13 protein-coding genes are annotated in these 15,540 nt (G+C 65.0%); 10 read left to right on the forward strand and 3 right to left on the reverse strand.

The window, feature by feature from the left end:
- Nucleotides 1-216 precede the first annotated feature (216 nt).
- From ACIPZF_RS04695 to ACIPZF_RS04715, 5 genes are all read left to right on the forward strand, one after another.
- Nucleotides 217-1,833 carry an APC family permease gene (locus tag ACIPZF_RS04695; protein ID WP_400795780.1) on the forward strand — a complete coding sequence of 539 codons (1,617 nt, stop codon included), beginning with the start codon at nt 217-219 and terminating at the stop codon, nt 1,831-1,833.
- A gap of 21 nt (nt 1,834-1,854) precedes the next feature.
- The gene (locus tag ACIPZF_RS04700; RefSeq protein WP_400795783.1) at nt 1,855-2,781 is read left to right on the forward strand and encodes a 4-hydroxyproline epimerase; all 927 of its coding nucleotides are present in this window, start codon (nt 1,855-1,857) and stop codon (nt 2,779-2,781) included.
- Nucleotides 2,782-2,822: 41 nt separating this feature from the next.
- Nucleotides 2,823-3,770: a dihydrodipicolinate synthase family protein gene (locus ACIPZF_RS04705; RefSeq protein ID WP_400795786.1), complete on the forward strand. Its 948-nt coding sequence runs from the start codon at nt 2,823-2,825 to the stop codon at nt 3,768-3,770.
- A gap of 144 nt (nt 3,771-3,914) precedes the next feature.
- A complete protein-coding gene (locus tag ACIPZF_RS04710; protein WP_400795788.1) occupies nt 3,915-5,492 on the forward strand; it encodes an aldehyde dehydrogenase (NADP(+)) in 1,578 nt (525 codons plus the stop codon).
- A 3-nt stretch (nt 5,493-5,495) separates the two neighbouring features.
- Nucleotides 5,496-6,740, forward strand: coding sequence for an NAD(P)/FAD-dependent oxidoreductase (locus ACIPZF_RS04715; protein WP_400795791.1), 1,245 nt, complete (start codon nt 5,496-5,498; stop codon nt 6,738-6,740).
- Between the two features lie 89 nt (nt 6,741-6,829).
- On the opposite strand, the gene ACIPZF_RS04720 is transcribed toward ACIPZF_RS04715, so the two are convergent.
- Nucleotides 6,830-7,630 carry a LuxR C-terminal-related transcriptional regulator gene (locus tag ACIPZF_RS04720; protein ID WP_400795794.1) on the reverse strand — a complete coding sequence of 267 codons (801 nt, stop codon included), beginning with the start codon at nt 7,628-7,630 and terminating at the stop codon, nt 6,830-6,832.
- Nucleotides 7,631-7,822: 192 nt separating this feature from the next.
- On the opposite strand from ACIPZF_RS04720, the gene ACIPZF_RS04725 reads away from it, so the two are divergent.
- Together ACIPZF_RS04725 and ACIPZF_RS04730 are read left to right on the forward strand one after the other, a co-directional pair.
- The gene (locus ACIPZF_RS04725; protein WP_400795796.1) at nt 7,823-9,172 is read left to right on the forward strand and encodes an APC family permease; all 1,350 of its coding nucleotides are present in this window, start codon (nt 7,823-7,825) and stop codon (nt 9,170-9,172) included.
- Nucleotides 9,173-9,188: 16 nt separating this feature from the next.
- Entirely contained in the window at nt 9,189-10,286 is a 1,098-nt protein-coding gene (locus ACIPZF_RS04730) for a P1 family peptidase (protein ID WP_400795799.1), read from the forward strand.
- A 144-nt stretch (nt 10,287-10,430) separates the two neighbouring features.
- On the opposite strand, the gene xenA is transcribed toward ACIPZF_RS04730, so the two are convergent.
- Nucleotides 10,431-11,522: a xenobiotic reductase XenA gene (gene xenA, locus ACIPZF_RS04735; RefSeq protein WP_400795802.1), complete on the reverse strand. Its 1,092-nt coding sequence runs from the start codon at nt 11,520-11,522 to the stop codon at nt 10,431-10,433.
- Between the two features lie 50 nt (nt 11,523-11,572).
- Here xenA and ACIPZF_RS04740 point away from each other — a divergent pair, with 50 nt between their 5' ends.
- Nucleotides 11,573-11,908: an ArsR/SmtB family transcription factor gene (locus ACIPZF_RS04740; RefSeq protein ID WP_400795804.1), complete on the forward strand. Its 336-nt coding sequence runs from the start codon at nt 11,573-11,575 to the stop codon at nt 11,906-11,908.
- 115 nt (nt 11,909-12,023) lie between these two features.
- Here ACIPZF_RS04740 and mqo read toward each other — a convergent pair whose 3' ends face one another.
- A complete protein-coding gene (gene mqo, locus ACIPZF_RS04745; protein ID WP_400795807.1) occupies nt 12,024-13,661 on the reverse strand; it encodes a malate dehydrogenase (quinone) in 1,638 nt (545 codons plus the stop codon).
- 332 nt (nt 13,662-13,993) lie between these two features.
- Between mqo and ACIPZF_RS04750 the strand changes: the two genes are divergently transcribed.
- Nucleotides 13,994-14,524, forward strand: coding sequence for a sigma-70 family RNA polymerase sigma factor (locus ACIPZF_RS04750; protein WP_400795809.1), 531 nt, complete (start codon nt 13,994-13,996; stop codon nt 14,522-14,524).
- Between the two features lie 4 nt (nt 14,525-14,528).
- Nucleotides 14,529-15,494, forward strand: coding sequence for a FecR domain-containing protein (locus tag ACIPZF_RS04755; RefSeq protein ID WP_400795811.1), 966 nt, complete (start codon nt 14,529-14,531; stop codon nt 15,492-15,494).
- Nucleotides 15,495-15,540 lie beyond the last annotated feature (46 nt).

Raw genomic sequence — 15,540 nt, forward strand, 5'->3', positions numbered from 1 at the left:
CTACAGCCTATCCATCGAACCCAGCAAGTTGCCAGCGAATTCTGTAATTGTGCCGATTTCGTCATCCCCTCTGCAGAAAACCATCAAGAACCGCCGCCCCGATCGGTCCACTCTATGCCCCACGCAAGCCGCCCAATCCCTACAAGAGCGCGGCCCGAAAAGCCGCATCACGTGACATCAGACCTGCCTATCCAAAACCTACAAAAAGGCGCACCCATGTCAGGCAAATTCAAGAAACAGCTGTCATTGCTCGACCTCACCTTCATCGGCCTCGGCGCCATCTTCGGCTCCGGCTGGCTGTTCGCCGCCAGCCACGTCTCGGCCATCGCCGGGCCGGCCGGCATCCTCTCCTGGTTCCTCGGCGGTTTTGCCGTGCTGCTGCTGGGCATCGTCTACTGCGAGCTCGGCGCCGCGTTGCCCCGCGCCGGTGGCGTGGTGCGCTACCCGGTGTACTCGCACGGGCCGCTGCTCGGCTACCTGATGGGCTTCATCACCCTGATCGCCTTCTCCAGCCTGATCGCCATCGAAGTGGTCGCCTCGCGCCAGTATGCCGCCGCGTGGTTTCCCGGGCTGACCAAGGCCGGCTCCAGTGACCCGACGGTGCTCGGCTGGCTGGTGCAGTTCGCCCTGCTGGGGCTGTTCTTCCTGCTCAACTACCGCAGCGTGAAGACCTTCGCCAAGGCCAACAACCTGGTCAGCGTATTCAAATTCATCGTGCCGTTGCTGGTCATCGGCGTGCTGTTCACCTTCTTCAAGCCGGAGAACTTCGAGGTTCAAGGCTTCGCCCCGTTCGGCATGTCCGGCGTGGAAATGGCGGTGTCGGCCGGTGGCATCATCTTCGCCTACCTGGGCCTGACGCCGATCATCTCGGTGGCCAGCGAAGTGAAGAACCCGCAACGCACCATCCCCATCGCGCTGATCCTTTCGGTGCTGCTGTCCACCGCCATCTATGCCCTGCTGCAGCTGGCTTTCCTCGGCAGCGTGCCGACCGAAATGCTCAGCAACGGCTGGGCTGCGGTGACCAAGGAACTGGCTCTGCCGTACCGCGACATCGCCCTGGCCTTGGGCGTGGGCTGGCTGGCCTACCTGGTGGTGGCCGACGCGGTGATCTCGCCCAGCGGCTGCGGCAACATCTACATGAACGCCACCCCGCGCGTGGTCTATGGCTGGGCGCAGACCGGCACCTTCTTCAAGTACTTCACCCGCATCGATGAACAGTCCGGCATTCCGCGTCCGGCACTGTGGCTGACCTTTGGTCTGTCGGTGTTCTGGACCCTGCCGTTCCCGTCCTGGGAAGCGCTGATCAACGTGGTCTCGGCGGCGCTGGTGCTGAGCTACGCCGTGGCCCCGGTCACCGTCGCCGCCCTGCGCCGCAATGCCCCGGACATGCCGCGCCCATTCCGAGTCAAGGGCATGGCTGTGCTCGGCCCGCTGTCGTTCATCATCGCCGCGCTGATCGTCTACTGGTCGGGCTGGAAAACCGTGTCGTGGCTGCTGGCCCTGCAGATCGTGATGTTCGTGCTGTACCTGCTGTGCCGCCGCTTCGTCCCGACCGAACACCTGTCACTGGGCCAGCAGGTGCGCTCATCCGCCTGGCTGATCGGCTTCTACGCAGTGACCATCCTGCTCTCCTGGCTGGGCAGCTTCGGCGGCCTGGGCGTCATCGGCCACCCGCTCGACACCGTGGTCGTCGCCCTCTGTGCCCTGGGCATCTACTACTGGGGCGCCGCCACTGGCGTGCCGGCTCACCTGGTGCGCCTGGAAGGCGAGGACGAAAGCGAAGCCGCCGACGCCACCTTCAGCGACCAGCGCCCTGCCGCCGTCGCCTCCTGAAACTACTGAATGGACATGACCATGAAACACGTTCACGTCATCGACTCGCATACCGGCGGCGAACCGACCCGCCTGGTGCTCGAAGGCTTCCCGCAACTGCACGGCCGCAGCATGGCCGAGCAGCGCGACGAACTGCGCGAGCTGCACGACCCTTGGCGCCGCGCCTGCCTGCTGGAACCACGTGGCAACGACGTGCTGGTCGGCGCGTTGCACTGCCCGCCGGTATCGCCAGGCGCCACCTGCGGGGTGATCTTCTTCAACAACGCCGGTTACCTGAACATGTGCGGCCACGGCACCATCGGCCTGGTCGCCTCGCTGCGGCACCTGGGCCTTATCGAGCCGGGCGAGCACCTGATCGACACGCCGGTTGGCCAGGTCAGCGCCACCCTGCATGACGATGGCGCGGTCACGGTCGGCAACGTGCCGTCCTACCGCTACCGCCAGCACGTGCCGGTCGAGGTGCCAGGCCACGGCGTGGTGCACGGCGACATCGCCTGGGGCGGCAACTGGTTCTTCCTGGTTGCCGAGCATGGCCAGCGCATCGAGCTGGACAACCGCGAAGCGCTGACCGAGTACACCTGGACAATGCTCAAGACCCTGGAAGCCCAGGGCATCACCGGTGAAAACGGCGCCCCCATCGACCATGTCGAGCTGTTCGCCGACGACCCTCATGCCGACAGTCGCAACTTCGTCATGTGCCCCGGCAAGGCCTACGACCGCTCGCCCTGCGGCACCGGCACCAGCGCCAAGCTGGCGTGCCTGGCCGCCGACGGCAAGCTCGCCGAGGGCCAGACCTGGGTCCAGGCAAGCATCACCGGCAGCCAGTTCCAGGGCCGTTACCAGCGTGAAGGCGAGCGTATTCGCCCGTTCATCACCGGCCGCGCCTACATGACCGCCGACAGCACCTTGTTGATCGACGAACAAGATCCTTTTGCCTGGGGCATCTGACCCCGCGCGCTCTCAACTGAATACCGCCAGGAGTGACAACAATGACCCACAACATCTTCACCGGCACCATGCCCGCCCTGATGACCCCATGCACCGCCGAACGCAAGCCGGACTTCGACGCCCTGGTGCGCAAGGGCCGCGAACTGATCGATGCCGGCATGAGCGCGGTGGTCTACTGCGGCTCGATGGGCGACTGGCCGCTGCTGACCGAGGCCGAGCGCCAGGAAGGCGTGGCGCGACTGGTGGCCGCCGGCATCCCGACCATCGTCGGCACCGGTGCGGTGAATACCCGTGAGGCGGTATCCCACGCCGCCCACGCGGCCAAGGTCGGTGCCGCAGGCCTGATGGTCATCCCCCGCGTGCTGTCGCGCGGCGCCTCGCTGAGCGCCCAGAAGCACCACTTCGCAGCCATTCTGCAGGCCGCGCCGAAGCTGCCGGCGGTGATCTACAACAGCCCGTACTACGGCTTCGCCACCCGCGCCGACCTGTTCTTCGAACTGCGCCGCGAGTACCCGAACCTGATCGGCTTCAAAGAGTTCGGCGGCGGCGCCGACCTGCGCTACGCCGCCGAGCACATCACCTCCAAGGACGACGACGTGACCCTGATGGTCGGCGTCGATACCCAGGTGGTGCATGGCTTCGCCAACTGCAACGCCACCGGCGCCATCACCGGTATCGGCAACGCCCTGCCGCGTGAAGTGCTGCAGCTGGTGAGCCTGAGCAAGCAAGCCGCCAAGGGCGACGCCAAGGCCCGGCGCCTGGCGCGTGAACTGGAATCGGCACTGGCGGTGCTGTCGTCGTTCGATGAAGGTTGCGACCTGGTCCTGTACTACAAGCACCTGATGGTGCTCAACGGTGACACTGAGTACAGCCTGCACTTCAACGAAACCGACGCGCTGAGCGACGCCCAGCGCAACTATGCCGAACAGCAGTACGCGCTGTTCCGCACCTGGTATGCAAGCTGGTCGGCTGAGCAGAACCTGGCCTGATCTTTGTAGCACCTGTGGGAGCGGGCTTGCCCCGCGAAACAAGCGACGCGGTGTCTGGCACGGGCTTCGCCCGTGTTCGCGGGGCAAGCCCGCTCCCACAGGGCCCACCACCGAATCCCGGATTTGTTTTACAAAGGAGGCTCCATGACCCTGACAGGCAACCTGCTGATCGGCCAGCGCGCCGTGACCGGCAGCCGCGAAGCGATCCGCGCCATCAACCCGGCCACCAACCAGGTCCTCGAACCCGCCTACGCCGGCGGCACCGCCGAACACGTGGCCCAGGCCTGCGCACTGGCCTGGGCCGCGTTCGACGACTACCGCGAAACCGCGCTGGAGCAACGCGCCGCGTTTCTCGAAACCATCGCCGACCAGATCGAAGCGTTAGGCGATACCCTGATCGACCGCGCCGTGGCCGAAAGCGGCCTGCCCAGGGCGCGGATCCAGGGCGAGCGTGGCCGCACTTGCGGCCAATTACGCACCTTCGCCCGCGTAGTGCGCAGCGGCGAGTGGCTGGATGTGCGGGTCGACAATGCCTTGCCGGAACGCCAGCCACTGCCACGCGCCGACCTGCGCCAACGCCAGGTGGCCCTGGGCCCGGTTGCAGTGTTCGGCGCCAGCAACTTCCCCTTGGCCTTTTCGGTGGCCGGTGGCGACACCGCCTCGGCCCTGGCGGCCGGTTGCCCGGTGGTGGTCAAGGCGCATGGCGCCCACCCGGGCACCAGTGAGCTGGTCGGCCAGGCCGTGGCCCACGCGGTGCAACTGTGCGGCCTGCCGGAGGGCGTGTTCTCGCTGCTGTACGGCGCGGGCCGCGAGGTCGGCATTGCGCTGGTCAGCGATCCGCGCATCAAGGCGGTTGGTTTTACCGGCTCGCGCAGCGGCGGGATTGCCCTGTGCCAGGCGGCCCAGGCGCGACCAGAACCCATCCCGGTGTATGCCGAGATGAGCTCGATCAACCCGGTGTTCCTGTTCGACGCGGCGTTGCAGGCCCGTGGCGAAGCGTTGGCACAAGGCTTTGTCGCCTCGCTGACCCAGGGCGCCGGCCAGTTCTGCACCAACCCCGGCCTGGTGATTGCCCGCCAAGGCCCGGCGCTGCAACGCTTCATGGCTGCCGCCAGCGAGCATGTTCGCCAGGCCGCTGCCCAGACCATGCTCACCCCAGGCATTTTCAGTGCCTATCAAGCCGGCGTCGGCGCGCTGGCCGAAAACGCCAATGCCCAGGTCGTGGCCAGCGGCCAACTTCCGCAAGGCCCGAACCAGTGCCAGGCGCAGCTGTTCGTCACCCAGGCCAGCGCATTCCTGGCGGACCCAGCGTTGCAGGGCGAAGTGTTCGGTGCCGCTTCTCTGGTAGTTGCCTGTGACAGCGACGAGCAAGTACGCCAGGTCGCCGAACACCTTGAAGGGCAACTGACCGCCACCCTGCAGCTGGACGACGCCGATCTCGACAGTGCCCGCCGCCTGCTGCCGACGCTTGAGCGCAAAGCCGGTCGCATTCTGGCCAACGGCTGGCCGACCGGGGTGGAAGTGTGCGATGCGATGGTCCACGGCGGGCCGTTCCCGGCAACGTCCGACGCCCGCAGCACTTCGGTGGGCACTGCGGCGATCCTGCGTTTCCTGCGCCCGGTGTGCTACCAGGACTTCCCCGATGCCTTGCTGCCGCAGGCGTTGCAGCAGGGCAACCCGCTGCAACTGCGGCGCTTGCTCGACGGCCAACGGGAACGCTGAACCATGCGCGATGCCTCCCCTGAAACGGATATCGCCGTGGTCGGCGCCGGCATCGTCGGTGTCGCCTGCGCCCTGCAACTGGCCCGCCAGGGCCGCCGGGTGCTGCTGATCGACCGCCAGCCTCCGGGCCACGGTGCCTCTTACGGCAACGCCGGGCACCTGGCCACCGAGCAGGTGTTCCCGATCGCCGACCTGTCGATCCTCAAGCGCCTGCCGCGCATGCTGCTGGATCCAATGGGCCCGCTGCGCCTGGACTGGAAATACCTGCCCAAGGCCCTGCCCTGGTTCACCCGGCTGCTGCTCAACCTGCGCCCAGCCCCGTTCCAGCGCAGCGTGGCCGGCATCCGTGCGCTGAACGAAGGCAGCCTCGGCGCCTGGCAGCGCCTGCTCGGCTCCATCGGGCATAGCGATTTGTTCAAGGAAGATGGCTCGTTGCTGGTGTTCGAGCGCGCCGAGTCGCGTCCGGCGCTGGAGGCGTTGCGCGCCCGTATGCAACAGCAAACGGTGCCGGTGGAATTCTGGTCAGCCGACGCGGTGCGCATGGCGGCGCCACAGTTGAGCCCGTCACTACTGGGCGGCCTGTTCTTCCCCCGTACCGGGCATTTCATCGACCCGTACCAGGTGGTCTGCAAACTGTTCGAAGCGGCCAGGGCCAGTGGCGTGCGCTTCGTTCAGGCGCAGGTCGGTGGCGGCCGGTTGAATGCGGATGGCGTGCAGCTGAGCAGCGACCAGGGCATGTTCAACGCGCGGCAGGTGCTGATCAGTTGCGGCGCACACTCCGCGCAGTTGACCGCCGCCCTGACTGGTAAACGGGTACCGCTGGACACCGAACGTGGCTATCACCTGATGCTGCCCGGTGAACAGCAGCGGTTGCCGTTCGCCGTCACCTCGCTGGAGCGCAAGTTCATCATGACGCCAATGGCCGAGGGCCTGCGCCTGGCCGGCACGGTGGAGTTCGCCGGGCTGGAGGCGCCGCCGAGCATGCAGCGGGCGTGGCAGTTGCACCGGTTGAGCAAGGGGTTGTTTCAGCATGATTTGAGTGCTGAGGGGGCGACGCCGTGGATGGGGTTCAGGCCTTCGTTGCCGGATTCGTTGCCGGTGATCGACCGGGTGTGCGATGGGCGGGTGCTGCTTGCGTTCGGGCATCAGCATTTGGGGTTGACCCAGGCGGCGGTGACGGCGGAATGGGTGGGGGGGTTGGCTGAAGGTAGCTCAGGGATGGGGGCTTATCGGTTGGATCGGTTTTAGCCTGTGCCGGCCTCATCGCGGATGAATCCGCTCCTACGGGCTCGCCGTCTGTAGGAGCGGATTCATCCGCGATGAGGCCGGCACTGACATCAGGGATTCTGCGGATCATGCCCCAACGACTGCAGAAACAGCGAAAACAATTCCGGCTGCGACGAGATGTCGAGCTTGGTGTAAAGATGCCGCCGGTGCACCTTGACCGTCTCCGGCGAAATCGCCAGCCGCTCGGCCATGGCCTTTGACGAAAATCCCCGCAAGATCAACCTGGCGATCTCCAGCTCACGCTCGGACAACACCCCGGCACCGAACTGGCTGAGCGCATCGCGCACCTGCACCGCGACCGGCTCGTCCTGCCCCTGCACGGGTTTGCGGGCGGCCTGCCAATGCTGCTGCATCAGCGCCAGCACCCACGGGCAAAGCATCGCCAGCACGCCGTACTGCTCGGCATCGAACGCATGCGCCCTGCCCAGCGACAAGGTCAATGCGCCTTGGCCAGGGAGCTGCAGGATGAACTGCACTTCGTCATTCAGGACGTTGGCCTGGAACCAGCTGATGTAGTACTCGCTCTGGTGAAACTGGTCCGGCGCCACCTCATCCAGGCGATACAGGCCACTGCCCACCGCGTCCTGGCAGGCCAGGTAAAACGGGTCGAGCTGGTACAACCCGCTCAGGTATAACGCCATCGCCGCTGCGCCTGCCTGCGGCGTGGCGTCGTGCTCCTCCTGCACCAGGGGCGTGCCGCTCAAGGGGTAGAACGCCGCCAGCGCGTTATCGAACGGCAGCCAGCGATGCAGCAGCAGAATCAACTGTTTCCAGAAACGCGGCTGGCCAATCTGCTCGATGGTCCGGCCCAGGTTGGCATGCATGCCGACTTCATGAAAAACGCTGTGCATCGTGTCGGCTCCCGTGAACGCTGAGGTGATTTCCCGCCTTTACAGCGCCCGCGTCAAGGGGCGTAACCCCAAAGGGTAATTGGCCGGCGCCAGGGCCAAGCCTAGATTGCAGCCCATGCAGCGCCCCAATCGAGCGTGCGCGCCTTCTTTCGTCACTGCCTCAACCCCCAATAACAATTCGAGGATAACGACATGCACGACAGTGCGCTCAAGCCCAGCCTGGGTATGCTCGACGTGGTCGCCATCACGGTTTCGGCGGTCACCCCGGCAAGTTCCGTATTCGTCATTGCGCCATTCGCCATTGCCCAAGCCGGCAGCGGTGCTTTTCTGGCGTTCGTATTGGCTGCAGTGCTGGCACTGATGTTCGCCTGGTGCTATGCCGAGCTGGGCCGCGCGCACAGCTCGGCAGGTGGCGAGTACGTTTATGCCAAGCGCGTGTTCGGTGGCATGGCTGGCTACGCCACCTTTCTCACCGTGCTGGTATCGCTGCTGTTCATCCCGCCCGTGCTGGCCACCGGCGCCGCCACTTACCTGAACAATGCGCTCGGCACCGCGTTCGACACCCAGGCGGTAGCGCTGGCCATCGTCGCCGGCAGCTACGCCCTGGGCATTCTCAACATCCGCCTGAATGCCTGGGTCACCGGCGTGTTCCTGCTGTGCGAAGTCGCGGCCGTGCTGGTGATCGTGGCATTGGGGCTGGGCAACGTCAGCCAGCCTCTGAGCGTGTTGATCACGCCCCAACACGTCGACCACGGCCTGCTGGCCGCTGCGCCCTGGGCACTGATATTCGCCTCGATCGGCACCGCGCTGTTCGCTTACAACGGCTTTGGCGCAGCCGTGGTACTGGCCGAGGACATGAAAGATCGCGGGCGCAGCATCCATCGCGCGGTCGTGTGGTCGCTGGCGCTGGTGGTGGCGATTGAGCTGGTGCCGATATGCGCTCTGCTGCTGGGCGCACCGTCACTCAAGGACATGCTCGCCAGTGGCGACCCGATTGGCTACCTGCTCAACGCCCACGGCAACCCGACACTGTCGCGGCTGGTCAGCGCCGGCATCTTCCTGTCGGTGTTCAACGCCATCATCGCCATCGTCATCCAGTCGGGGCGGGTGATTTTCAGCAGTGGCCGCGACCAGCTGTGGACGCCGAAGCTGAACCACCTGTTCACCCGCATACACCCACGCTGGGACTCGCCCTGGCTCGCCACCCTGCTGCTGGCCGTACCTTCTGCCGCGCTGAGCTTCAGCTCCAACCTGGAGGAGATGACCTCCTTCACCGTGCTGTTGCTGCTGATGGTCTACCTGGCCGTTGCACTCTGCGGATTATTCAGCCGCGTGCTGCGCAGCGACCGCGAGCACCCTTACCGCATGCCTTTGTGGCCGTTGCCGGCACTGCTGGCGGTGGTCGGCGCGGGCTACCTGCTACTCAGCGGTCTGCTTGGCGCGCCGCTTCGCGACATCCTGATCATCCTCGTGCTGCTGACCGTCTCGGTGATCCTCTACAGCACGTACGGCAAATTCAGCCCAGCCTTCCAGAAACTCTGACTCAACAGGAGCCACCATGCGCGCTCGTCAACTTGGCATCACCCTGGGGCTTGGCCAACCCGGAACCTACAACGCCATCACCGATGTCCCCGGTGTCCGGGTCGGCCACAGCACCTTGCTTGCCGACCTTGATGGAAAACAGGTACGCACCGGGGTGACGGTGGTTCAGCCTCGCCCGGCAGCGGCCCGCCTGGCGCCCTGCTTCGCTGGCGTCCACGTGCTCAACGGCAATGGCGATGCCACGGGCCTTGAGTGGATCCGCGAAGCGGGCCTGCTGACCACGCCGATCGCCATCACCAATACCCATAGCGTCGGCGTGGTGCGCGATGCGCTGATCGCCGCCGAGCGCGACAGCCTCGCCGACCCGTCGGTGTACTGGTGCATGCCGGTGGTGCTGGAAACTTTCGATGGCCTGCTCAACGACATATGGGGGCAGCATGTGGGGGCTGAGCAGGTGAACCAAGCGCTGGCACGCGCCGAGCCCGGGCCGGTAGCCGAGGGCGCGGTGGGCGGCGGTACTGGCATGATCTGCCATGAGTTCAAGGGCGGTATCGGCACCGCTTCACGGCGCTTGTCGCGGGACCAGGGAGGGTGGACGGTGGGCGCGCTGGTCCAGGCAAACCATGGCCAGCGCCGTGAACTGCGGGTCGATGGTTACCCGGTGGGTCGCGTGCTGGACGACTTGCCCTCACCGTTTGCCGAACGCGGTGAGCCAGGCATGGGGTCGATCGTGGTGATCATCGCCACCGATGCCCCGCTGCTGCCCCACCAGTGCCAGCGCCTGGCCCAGCGGGCATCGATCGGCATCGCGCGGACCGGCGGCGGTACCGAGGATGCCAGCGGTGATCTGTTCGTCGCCTTCTCGACTGCCGATCAGCAACTGCCGTTGGCGGCGTATGGGCGTAAAGGCGTGCCGTTCAGCCAGGCAGTGCAGATGCTCAACAACGACCACATCACTCCGCTGTTCATGGCGGCGGCAGAGGCGGTGGAGGAATCGATCGTCAATGCGATGCTGGCTGGGGAGGATATGCACACTGCCGATGGCGTGCTGGTGCCGGGGTTGGGCGGCGAGCGGTTGCTGGCGGCGTTGCGTGAGATGGGGTGGCGCGCATAAGGCGCCCATGCTCTGAACCGCACTGGCCCTTTCGCGGGCAAGCCCGCTCCCACAGGTGCTGCACTGATCTGGAAGACAGTGCTCACTTGTGGGAGCGGGCTTGCCCGCGAAGAGGCCGGTGCAGGCTACCGCTGAATCAGCAACTCAGCGATAACGCTCCAGCCAGTGCGCATACGGGGCCGGCAAGGTCCAGGCGGCTTTTTCCACGCCCAGTTCCTTGGCCGCGAAGTACGGCCAGTGCGGATCGGCAAGGTGGGCACGGCCCACCGATACCAGGTCGAGCTGGTTGGCCTTCAGCGCCCCCTCGGCCAACTGCGGCGTACCAAAGCCCCACGCCGAGGTCACCGGCAAGCCTGCTTCGCGGCGCACGCGCTCGGCAATCGGCCCCATGAACGCCGGGCCCCACGGGATGTTGGTTTCAGGGATGGTGAAGCCGACGCTGACACTCAACAAGTCCAGGCCACCCGACTTGAACATGCGCGCCAACTCGATGGACTCATCCAGGGTCTGCTCGTCGCGACCGTCGTATTCCAGTACGCCGAAACGGGCCGTCAACGGCAGGTTTTCCGGCCAGACTTCACGAACGGCTGCCAGGGTTTCCAGGAGGAAGCGGGTGCGGTTCTCGAAGCTGCCGCCGTAAGCATCGGTGCGCTGGTTGGAGTGCTCGGAGAAGAAGCTCTGGCCCAGGTAGCCGTGGGCGAAGTGCAGTTCGATCCACTCAAAACCGGCATCCCGCGCACGACGGGCGGCATCGACGAAGTCCTGCTTGACCCGGGCGATGTCGTCCAGGGTCATCTCACTTGGGACTTTCGGCAGGTGGGCGCCGAAAGCGATGGCGGATGGGGCGAGGGTGTTCCAACCGCGGGCGTCGTCGGCTGCGATATGGTCGTCACCTTCCCACGGGCGGTTGGCGCTGGCCTTGCGCCCGGCGTGGGCGATCTGGATGCCCGGCACCGAGCCTGCGGCCTTGATCGCCTGCACCACAGGCACGAAGGCCTGGGCGTGGGCGTCGCTCCAGATACCGGCGCAGCCGGGGGTGATGCGCCCTTCCGGCGCTACTGCGGTGGCCTCTACCACCAACAGACCAGCACCACCACGGGCGAGGCTTGCGTAATGCACCTGGTGCCAATCGTTGATCATGCCGTCTTCGGCCATGTACTGGCACATCGGCGGGATGGCGATGCGGTTGCGCAGGCTGACGTCTTTGAGGGCGTAGGGTTCGAACAATGCGGACATGGGAAAACTCCAAGGTCATCTGAATACGATAGTTCGATTATAATCGAACTATGGCAATTAATGTAACCCCCGTTATCATGGCGACCATGCGAGCCTACAAACACCCCAACCCTGAAGACCTGATTCTCGAGCGCCTGCTGTACGCCTTGAGCGACCCCGTGCGCCTGGAGATCGTCCGCCACCTGGCGGGCGTGGCCGAAGCCAGCTGCGGCGAGCTGGACGGTGGCCGGCCGAAGTCGAGCATGTCCCATCACTTCCGCGTGCTGCGCGATGCGGGGCTGGTGCATACGCGCAATGTCGGCACCACCCATATGAATTCGCTGCGCAGCGAAATGCTCGACGCGCGGTTTCCTGGGTTGCTGGAGTGCATCCTGCGGCAGCGGTGAATCGTTGCCGGCCTCTTCGCGGCGGTAGGAGCGGCTTCAGCCGCGAAGAGGCCAGTACAGGCAAAAAAAAACCACGAGGTCACCCCCGTGGTTTTCTTGTCACAACAATGGCCAATTACAGCGCCATGTCGTTCTCAGGCTTGCTTTCAACCGGCTTGCTCACAGCAGTGGCGGTACCCACGCTCTGGTCGATCACCGGCGGCTTCTCCAGCTGCAGGATTTCAGCGGTGTAGTTCCACTCTTGCTGGGTGGCTGCCGCCGAATCATTGAGCTTGGTGCCGTAGCTCGGCACGATCTCTTTGATCTTGGCTTGCCATTCAGGCGTGGCGACTTTCTCTTTGAACACGGTTTCCAGCACGTTCAGCATGATCGGCGCGGCGGTCGAGGCACCTGGCGATGCGCCCAACAGGCCTGCGATGGTGCGGTCTTGCGAGGCCACGACTTCGGTGCCCAGCTTGAGCACGCCGCCCTTCTCTGCGTCACGCTTGATGATCTGCACGCGCTGGCCGGCCTGCCACAGTTTCCAGTCTTCTTTCTTGGCGTCCGGGAAGTAGGTACGCAGCGCTTCGAAGCGGTCGTCATCCGACAGCATCAGCTGGCCAGCGAGGTACTCGACCAGCGGGTACTGCTCGATACCGACCTTGGTCATTGGCCACACGTTGTGCAGGGTGGTGCTGCCCAGCAGGTCCAGGTACGAACCGTTCTTCAGGAACTTGGTCGAGAAGGTGGCGAATGGCCCGAACAGGATCACGCGCTTGCCGTCCAGCACGCGGGTGTCCAGGTGCGGTACCGACATGGGTGGCGCGCCGGTCGAGGCGATGCCGTAGGCCTTGGCCATGTGCTGCATGGCGATGGTCGGGTTCTCCGTCACCAGGAACGAGCCACCGACTGGGAAGCCTGCGTATTCCTTGGCTTCAGGAATGCCCGACTTCTGCAGCAACTTCAGCGCGCCGCCGCCGGCACCGATGAACAGGAACTTGGCGTCGGTGGCCGATTCGGTACCGTCCTTCAGGTTCTTGTACTCGACGTGCCAGGAGCCGTCCTTGTTGCGGGTGATGTCCTGGACTTCGCTGGAGAGCTTCAGGTCGAAGTTCTTCTGAGTCTTCAGGTGGCCAACGAACTGGCGGGTGATCTCGCCGAAGTTGACGTCGGTGCCGATCGGGGCCCAGGTCACCGCCAGCTTCTGGTTCGGGTCGCGGCCTTCCATCATCAGCGGGACCCACTTGGCGATCTGCGCGTGGTCCTCGGAGTACTGCATCGGGCGGAACAGCGGGCTGGCTTGCAGCGCGTCATAACGCTTCTTCAGGAACTTGATGTTGTCATCGCCCCAGACGAAGCTCATGTGCGGGGTGGTGTTGATGAACGAGTGCGGGTTCTTCAGCACGCCCTGACGAACCTGCCACGACCAGAACTGGCGGGAGATCTGGAAGGCTTCGTTGATCTCGATGGCCTTGGTGATGTTGACGTTGCCGTCTTTGTCTTCCGGGGTGTAGTTCAGCTCGGCCAGCGCGGAGTGACCGGTACCGGCGTTGTTCCAGCCGTTGGAGCTTTCTTCGGCGACGCCGTCCAGGCGCTCGACCATTTCCATCGACCAGCTTGGCTCCAGCTCGTGCAGCCACACGGCCAGGGTGGAGCTCATGATGCCGCCGCCGACCAGCAGCACATCGACTTTCTTGGTTTCTGCGGCGTGCGCTTGCATGAAGCTCGCAGCGACAGCCAGACCCAGCAAGGTCTTGCCAGCTTTCTTGAACATTGATCAATTCCAGTCAGTAGAACGGAGATAGGGCCTGTGGCTGGCCCAGGTGCTTCGTGTTCTTCCGCGCAGGCTTGTTGTGATCATTGTTCAGCGGCTTAAAGAACCAGAAAACGACCCAGGCTTTTGTCGAATTGACCGACAGGGCTGAATCGTTTCGGGGGATTGTATATGAAATGCCAGCACAAACAAATTGCACGGCCCGAGGCAAGGCGGCAGGTTGTCTCATGCTGGCCAACCGCTCATCGAAGCGATTGCAGTATCGTTCAAGCACCCCTAGTATTGCGAGCATTTCTCATTCGCACCACTACGCGCTTGCGCCGGATGCCGCCATGGTTTCGATTCCTGAGCCGAACGTTTCGGTCCGTACCCTGTACCAAAGCCACTCGCGCTGGCTGCTGGGGTTCTTGCACCGACGCCTGGGCAACCGACCGGATGCCGCCGACCTGGTGCAGGACACCTTCATGCGCCTGCTCATGCGCCCGCGCCAGTTCGACGGCCAGAAGGGCGAGCGCTCCTACCTGGCGACCATCGCCCGCGGCCTGTGCATCGACCATTGGCGTCGGCACAAACTGGAACAGGCCTGGCTGGAGCACCTGGCCTTGCAGCCAGTCGCCCTTCAGCCCTCCCCCGAGCAGCGTGCGCTGATCGTCGAAACCCTGCACGAGGTCGACGCCATGCTGCTGCGCCTGCCGAGCAAGGTGCGCCAGGCGTTTCTGCTGGCGCAGGTCGACGGCCTGGCCTATCGCGAGATCGCCGCGCACGTGGGGGTCAGCGAGCGCATGGTCAAGAAGTACCTGGCCCAGGCGTTCCTGCACTGCGCCATCCTCGAAGCCGAGCTCGACGGCCTGTTGGTGGAATGACGCCATGACCCTTGCCGCTCAGAAACTCAGCCATGCCAGCCTGGAGCAAGCCGCGCACTGGTACGTGCAGCTGCAGGATGAACACGTCACCTCACAGGTGCGCCAGCAGTGGCAACACTGGCTCGACCAGCATGGTGACCACCAGGCCGCCTGGCAGTACGTGCAACGGGTCGGCCAGCGTTTCGCACCCTTGCAGGCCGAGGCCACGGGCGCTGGCCGAGTATTGCGAGAGCAGGATGCGCGCCGCTTCAGCCGCCGCAGCGGGCTCAAGGCATTGCTGGTGCTTGGCGCCAGCTCGCTGATTGGCTGGAACGCCTGGCGCGGCACAACGGTGTCGGGCTGGAGCGCGGATTTGGCCACCGGTATCGGCGAAACCCGGGAAACCCGCCTTGCCGACGGCAGCCACCTGTGGCTCGGCGCACAAAGCGCGGTGGACTTCGATTTCTCGGCGCTTGCCCGTGAACTGCACCTGCGTTTCGGCGAGTTGCTGCTGGAAACCGCGCCTGACGCGCAACGCCCGTTCTTCGTCGACACCGCGCAAGGGCGCATGCAGGCACTGGGTACGCGCTTCGCCGTCTGCCAGCAAGGTCAGAGCACACGGCTGACGGTGTATGACGGCGCAGTCGCGGTGTGTACGGCGCTCAGCGGTGAGCGCAGGATCGTCCAGGCAGGCCAGCAGCTGGACTTCACCGCCCAGGCGCTCGGCACCATGCGGCCGGCACAGAGCGCCGGCGAGTCGTGGATCCACCGACGCCTGAATGCCGAGGACATGCCGCTGGCGGAACTGCTGCGGACCCTGGGCCGCTACCGTCATGGCCACCTGGGCTGGCACCCCGAGGTCGCCCAGCTATCGGTGATGGGTGCTTTCCCGCTCGACGACACCGACCGCGCCCTCGATTTGTTGCAGGCGGCACTGCCGGTGCGCGTGCAGCGGATGACGCCCTGGTGGGTCAGCGTCGAGCCCGCTTGATCTTGAAGGCACTCCATCGAAATCCAGAGTTTTGCAGTCTCCGTGG

The sequence above is a fragment of the Pseudomonas sp. NPDC089752 genome, from assembly GCF_044748725.1.
In the GTDB taxonomy this organism is placed as follows: domain Bacteria; phylum Pseudomonadota; class Gammaproteobacteria; order Pseudomonadales; family Pseudomonadaceae; genus Aquipseudomonas.

What these genes read in the sequence shown, in the direction of transcription:
- ACIPZF_RS04705 (WP_400795786.1), top strand. Translation starts at nt 2,823, where the DNA reads ATGACCCACAACATCTTCACCGGCACCATGCCCGCCCTGATGACCCCA.
- xenA (WP_400795802.1), bottom strand. Translation starts at nt 11,522, where the DNA reads ATGTCCGCATTGTTCGAACCCTACGCCCTCAAAGACGTCAGCCTGCGC.
- ACIPZF_RS04720 (WP_400795794.1), bottom strand. Translation starts at nt 7,630, where the DNA reads ATGCACAGCGTTTTTCATGAAGTCGGCATGCATGCCAACCTGGGCCGG.
- ACIPZF_RS04700 (WP_400795783.1), top strand. Translation starts at nt 1,855, where the DNA reads ATGAAACACGTTCACGTCATCGACTCGCATACCGGCGGCGAACCGACC.
- ACIPZF_RS04750 (WP_400795809.1), top strand. Translation starts at nt 13,994, where the DNA reads ATGGTTTCGATTCCTGAGCCGAACGTTTCGGTCCGTACCCTGTACCAA.
- ACIPZF_RS04715 (WP_400795791.1), top strand. Translation starts at nt 5,496, where the DNA reads ATGCGCGATGCCTCCCCTGAAACGGATATCGCCGTGGTCGGCGCCGGC.
- ACIPZF_RS04740 (WP_400795804.1), top strand. Translation starts at nt 11,573, where the DNA reads ATGGCAATTAATGTAACCCCCGTTATCATGGCGACCATGCGAGCCTAC.
- ACIPZF_RS04755 (WP_400795811.1), top strand. Translation starts at nt 14,529, where the DNA reads ATGACCCTTGCCGCTCAGAAACTCAGCCATGCCAGCCTGGAGCAAGCC.
- ACIPZF_RS04695 (WP_400795780.1), top strand. Translation starts at nt 217, where the DNA reads ATGTCAGGCAAATTCAAGAAACAGCTGTCATTGCTCGACCTCACCTTC.
- ACIPZF_RS04725 (WP_400795796.1), top strand. Translation starts at nt 7,823, where the DNA reads ATGCACGACAGTGCGCTCAAGCCCAGCCTGGGTATGCTCGACGTGGTC.
- ACIPZF_RS04730 (WP_400795799.1), top strand. Translation starts at nt 9,189, where the DNA reads ATGCGCGCTCGTCAACTTGGCATCACCCTGGGGCTTGGCCAACCCGGA.
- ACIPZF_RS04710 (WP_400795788.1), top strand. Translation starts at nt 3,915, where the DNA reads ATGACCCTGACAGGCAACCTGCTGATCGGCCAGCGCGCCGTGACCGGC.
- mqo (WP_400795807.1), bottom strand. Translation starts at nt 13,661, where the DNA reads ATGTTCAAGAAAGCTGGCAAGACCTTGCTGGGTCTGGCTGTCGCTGCG.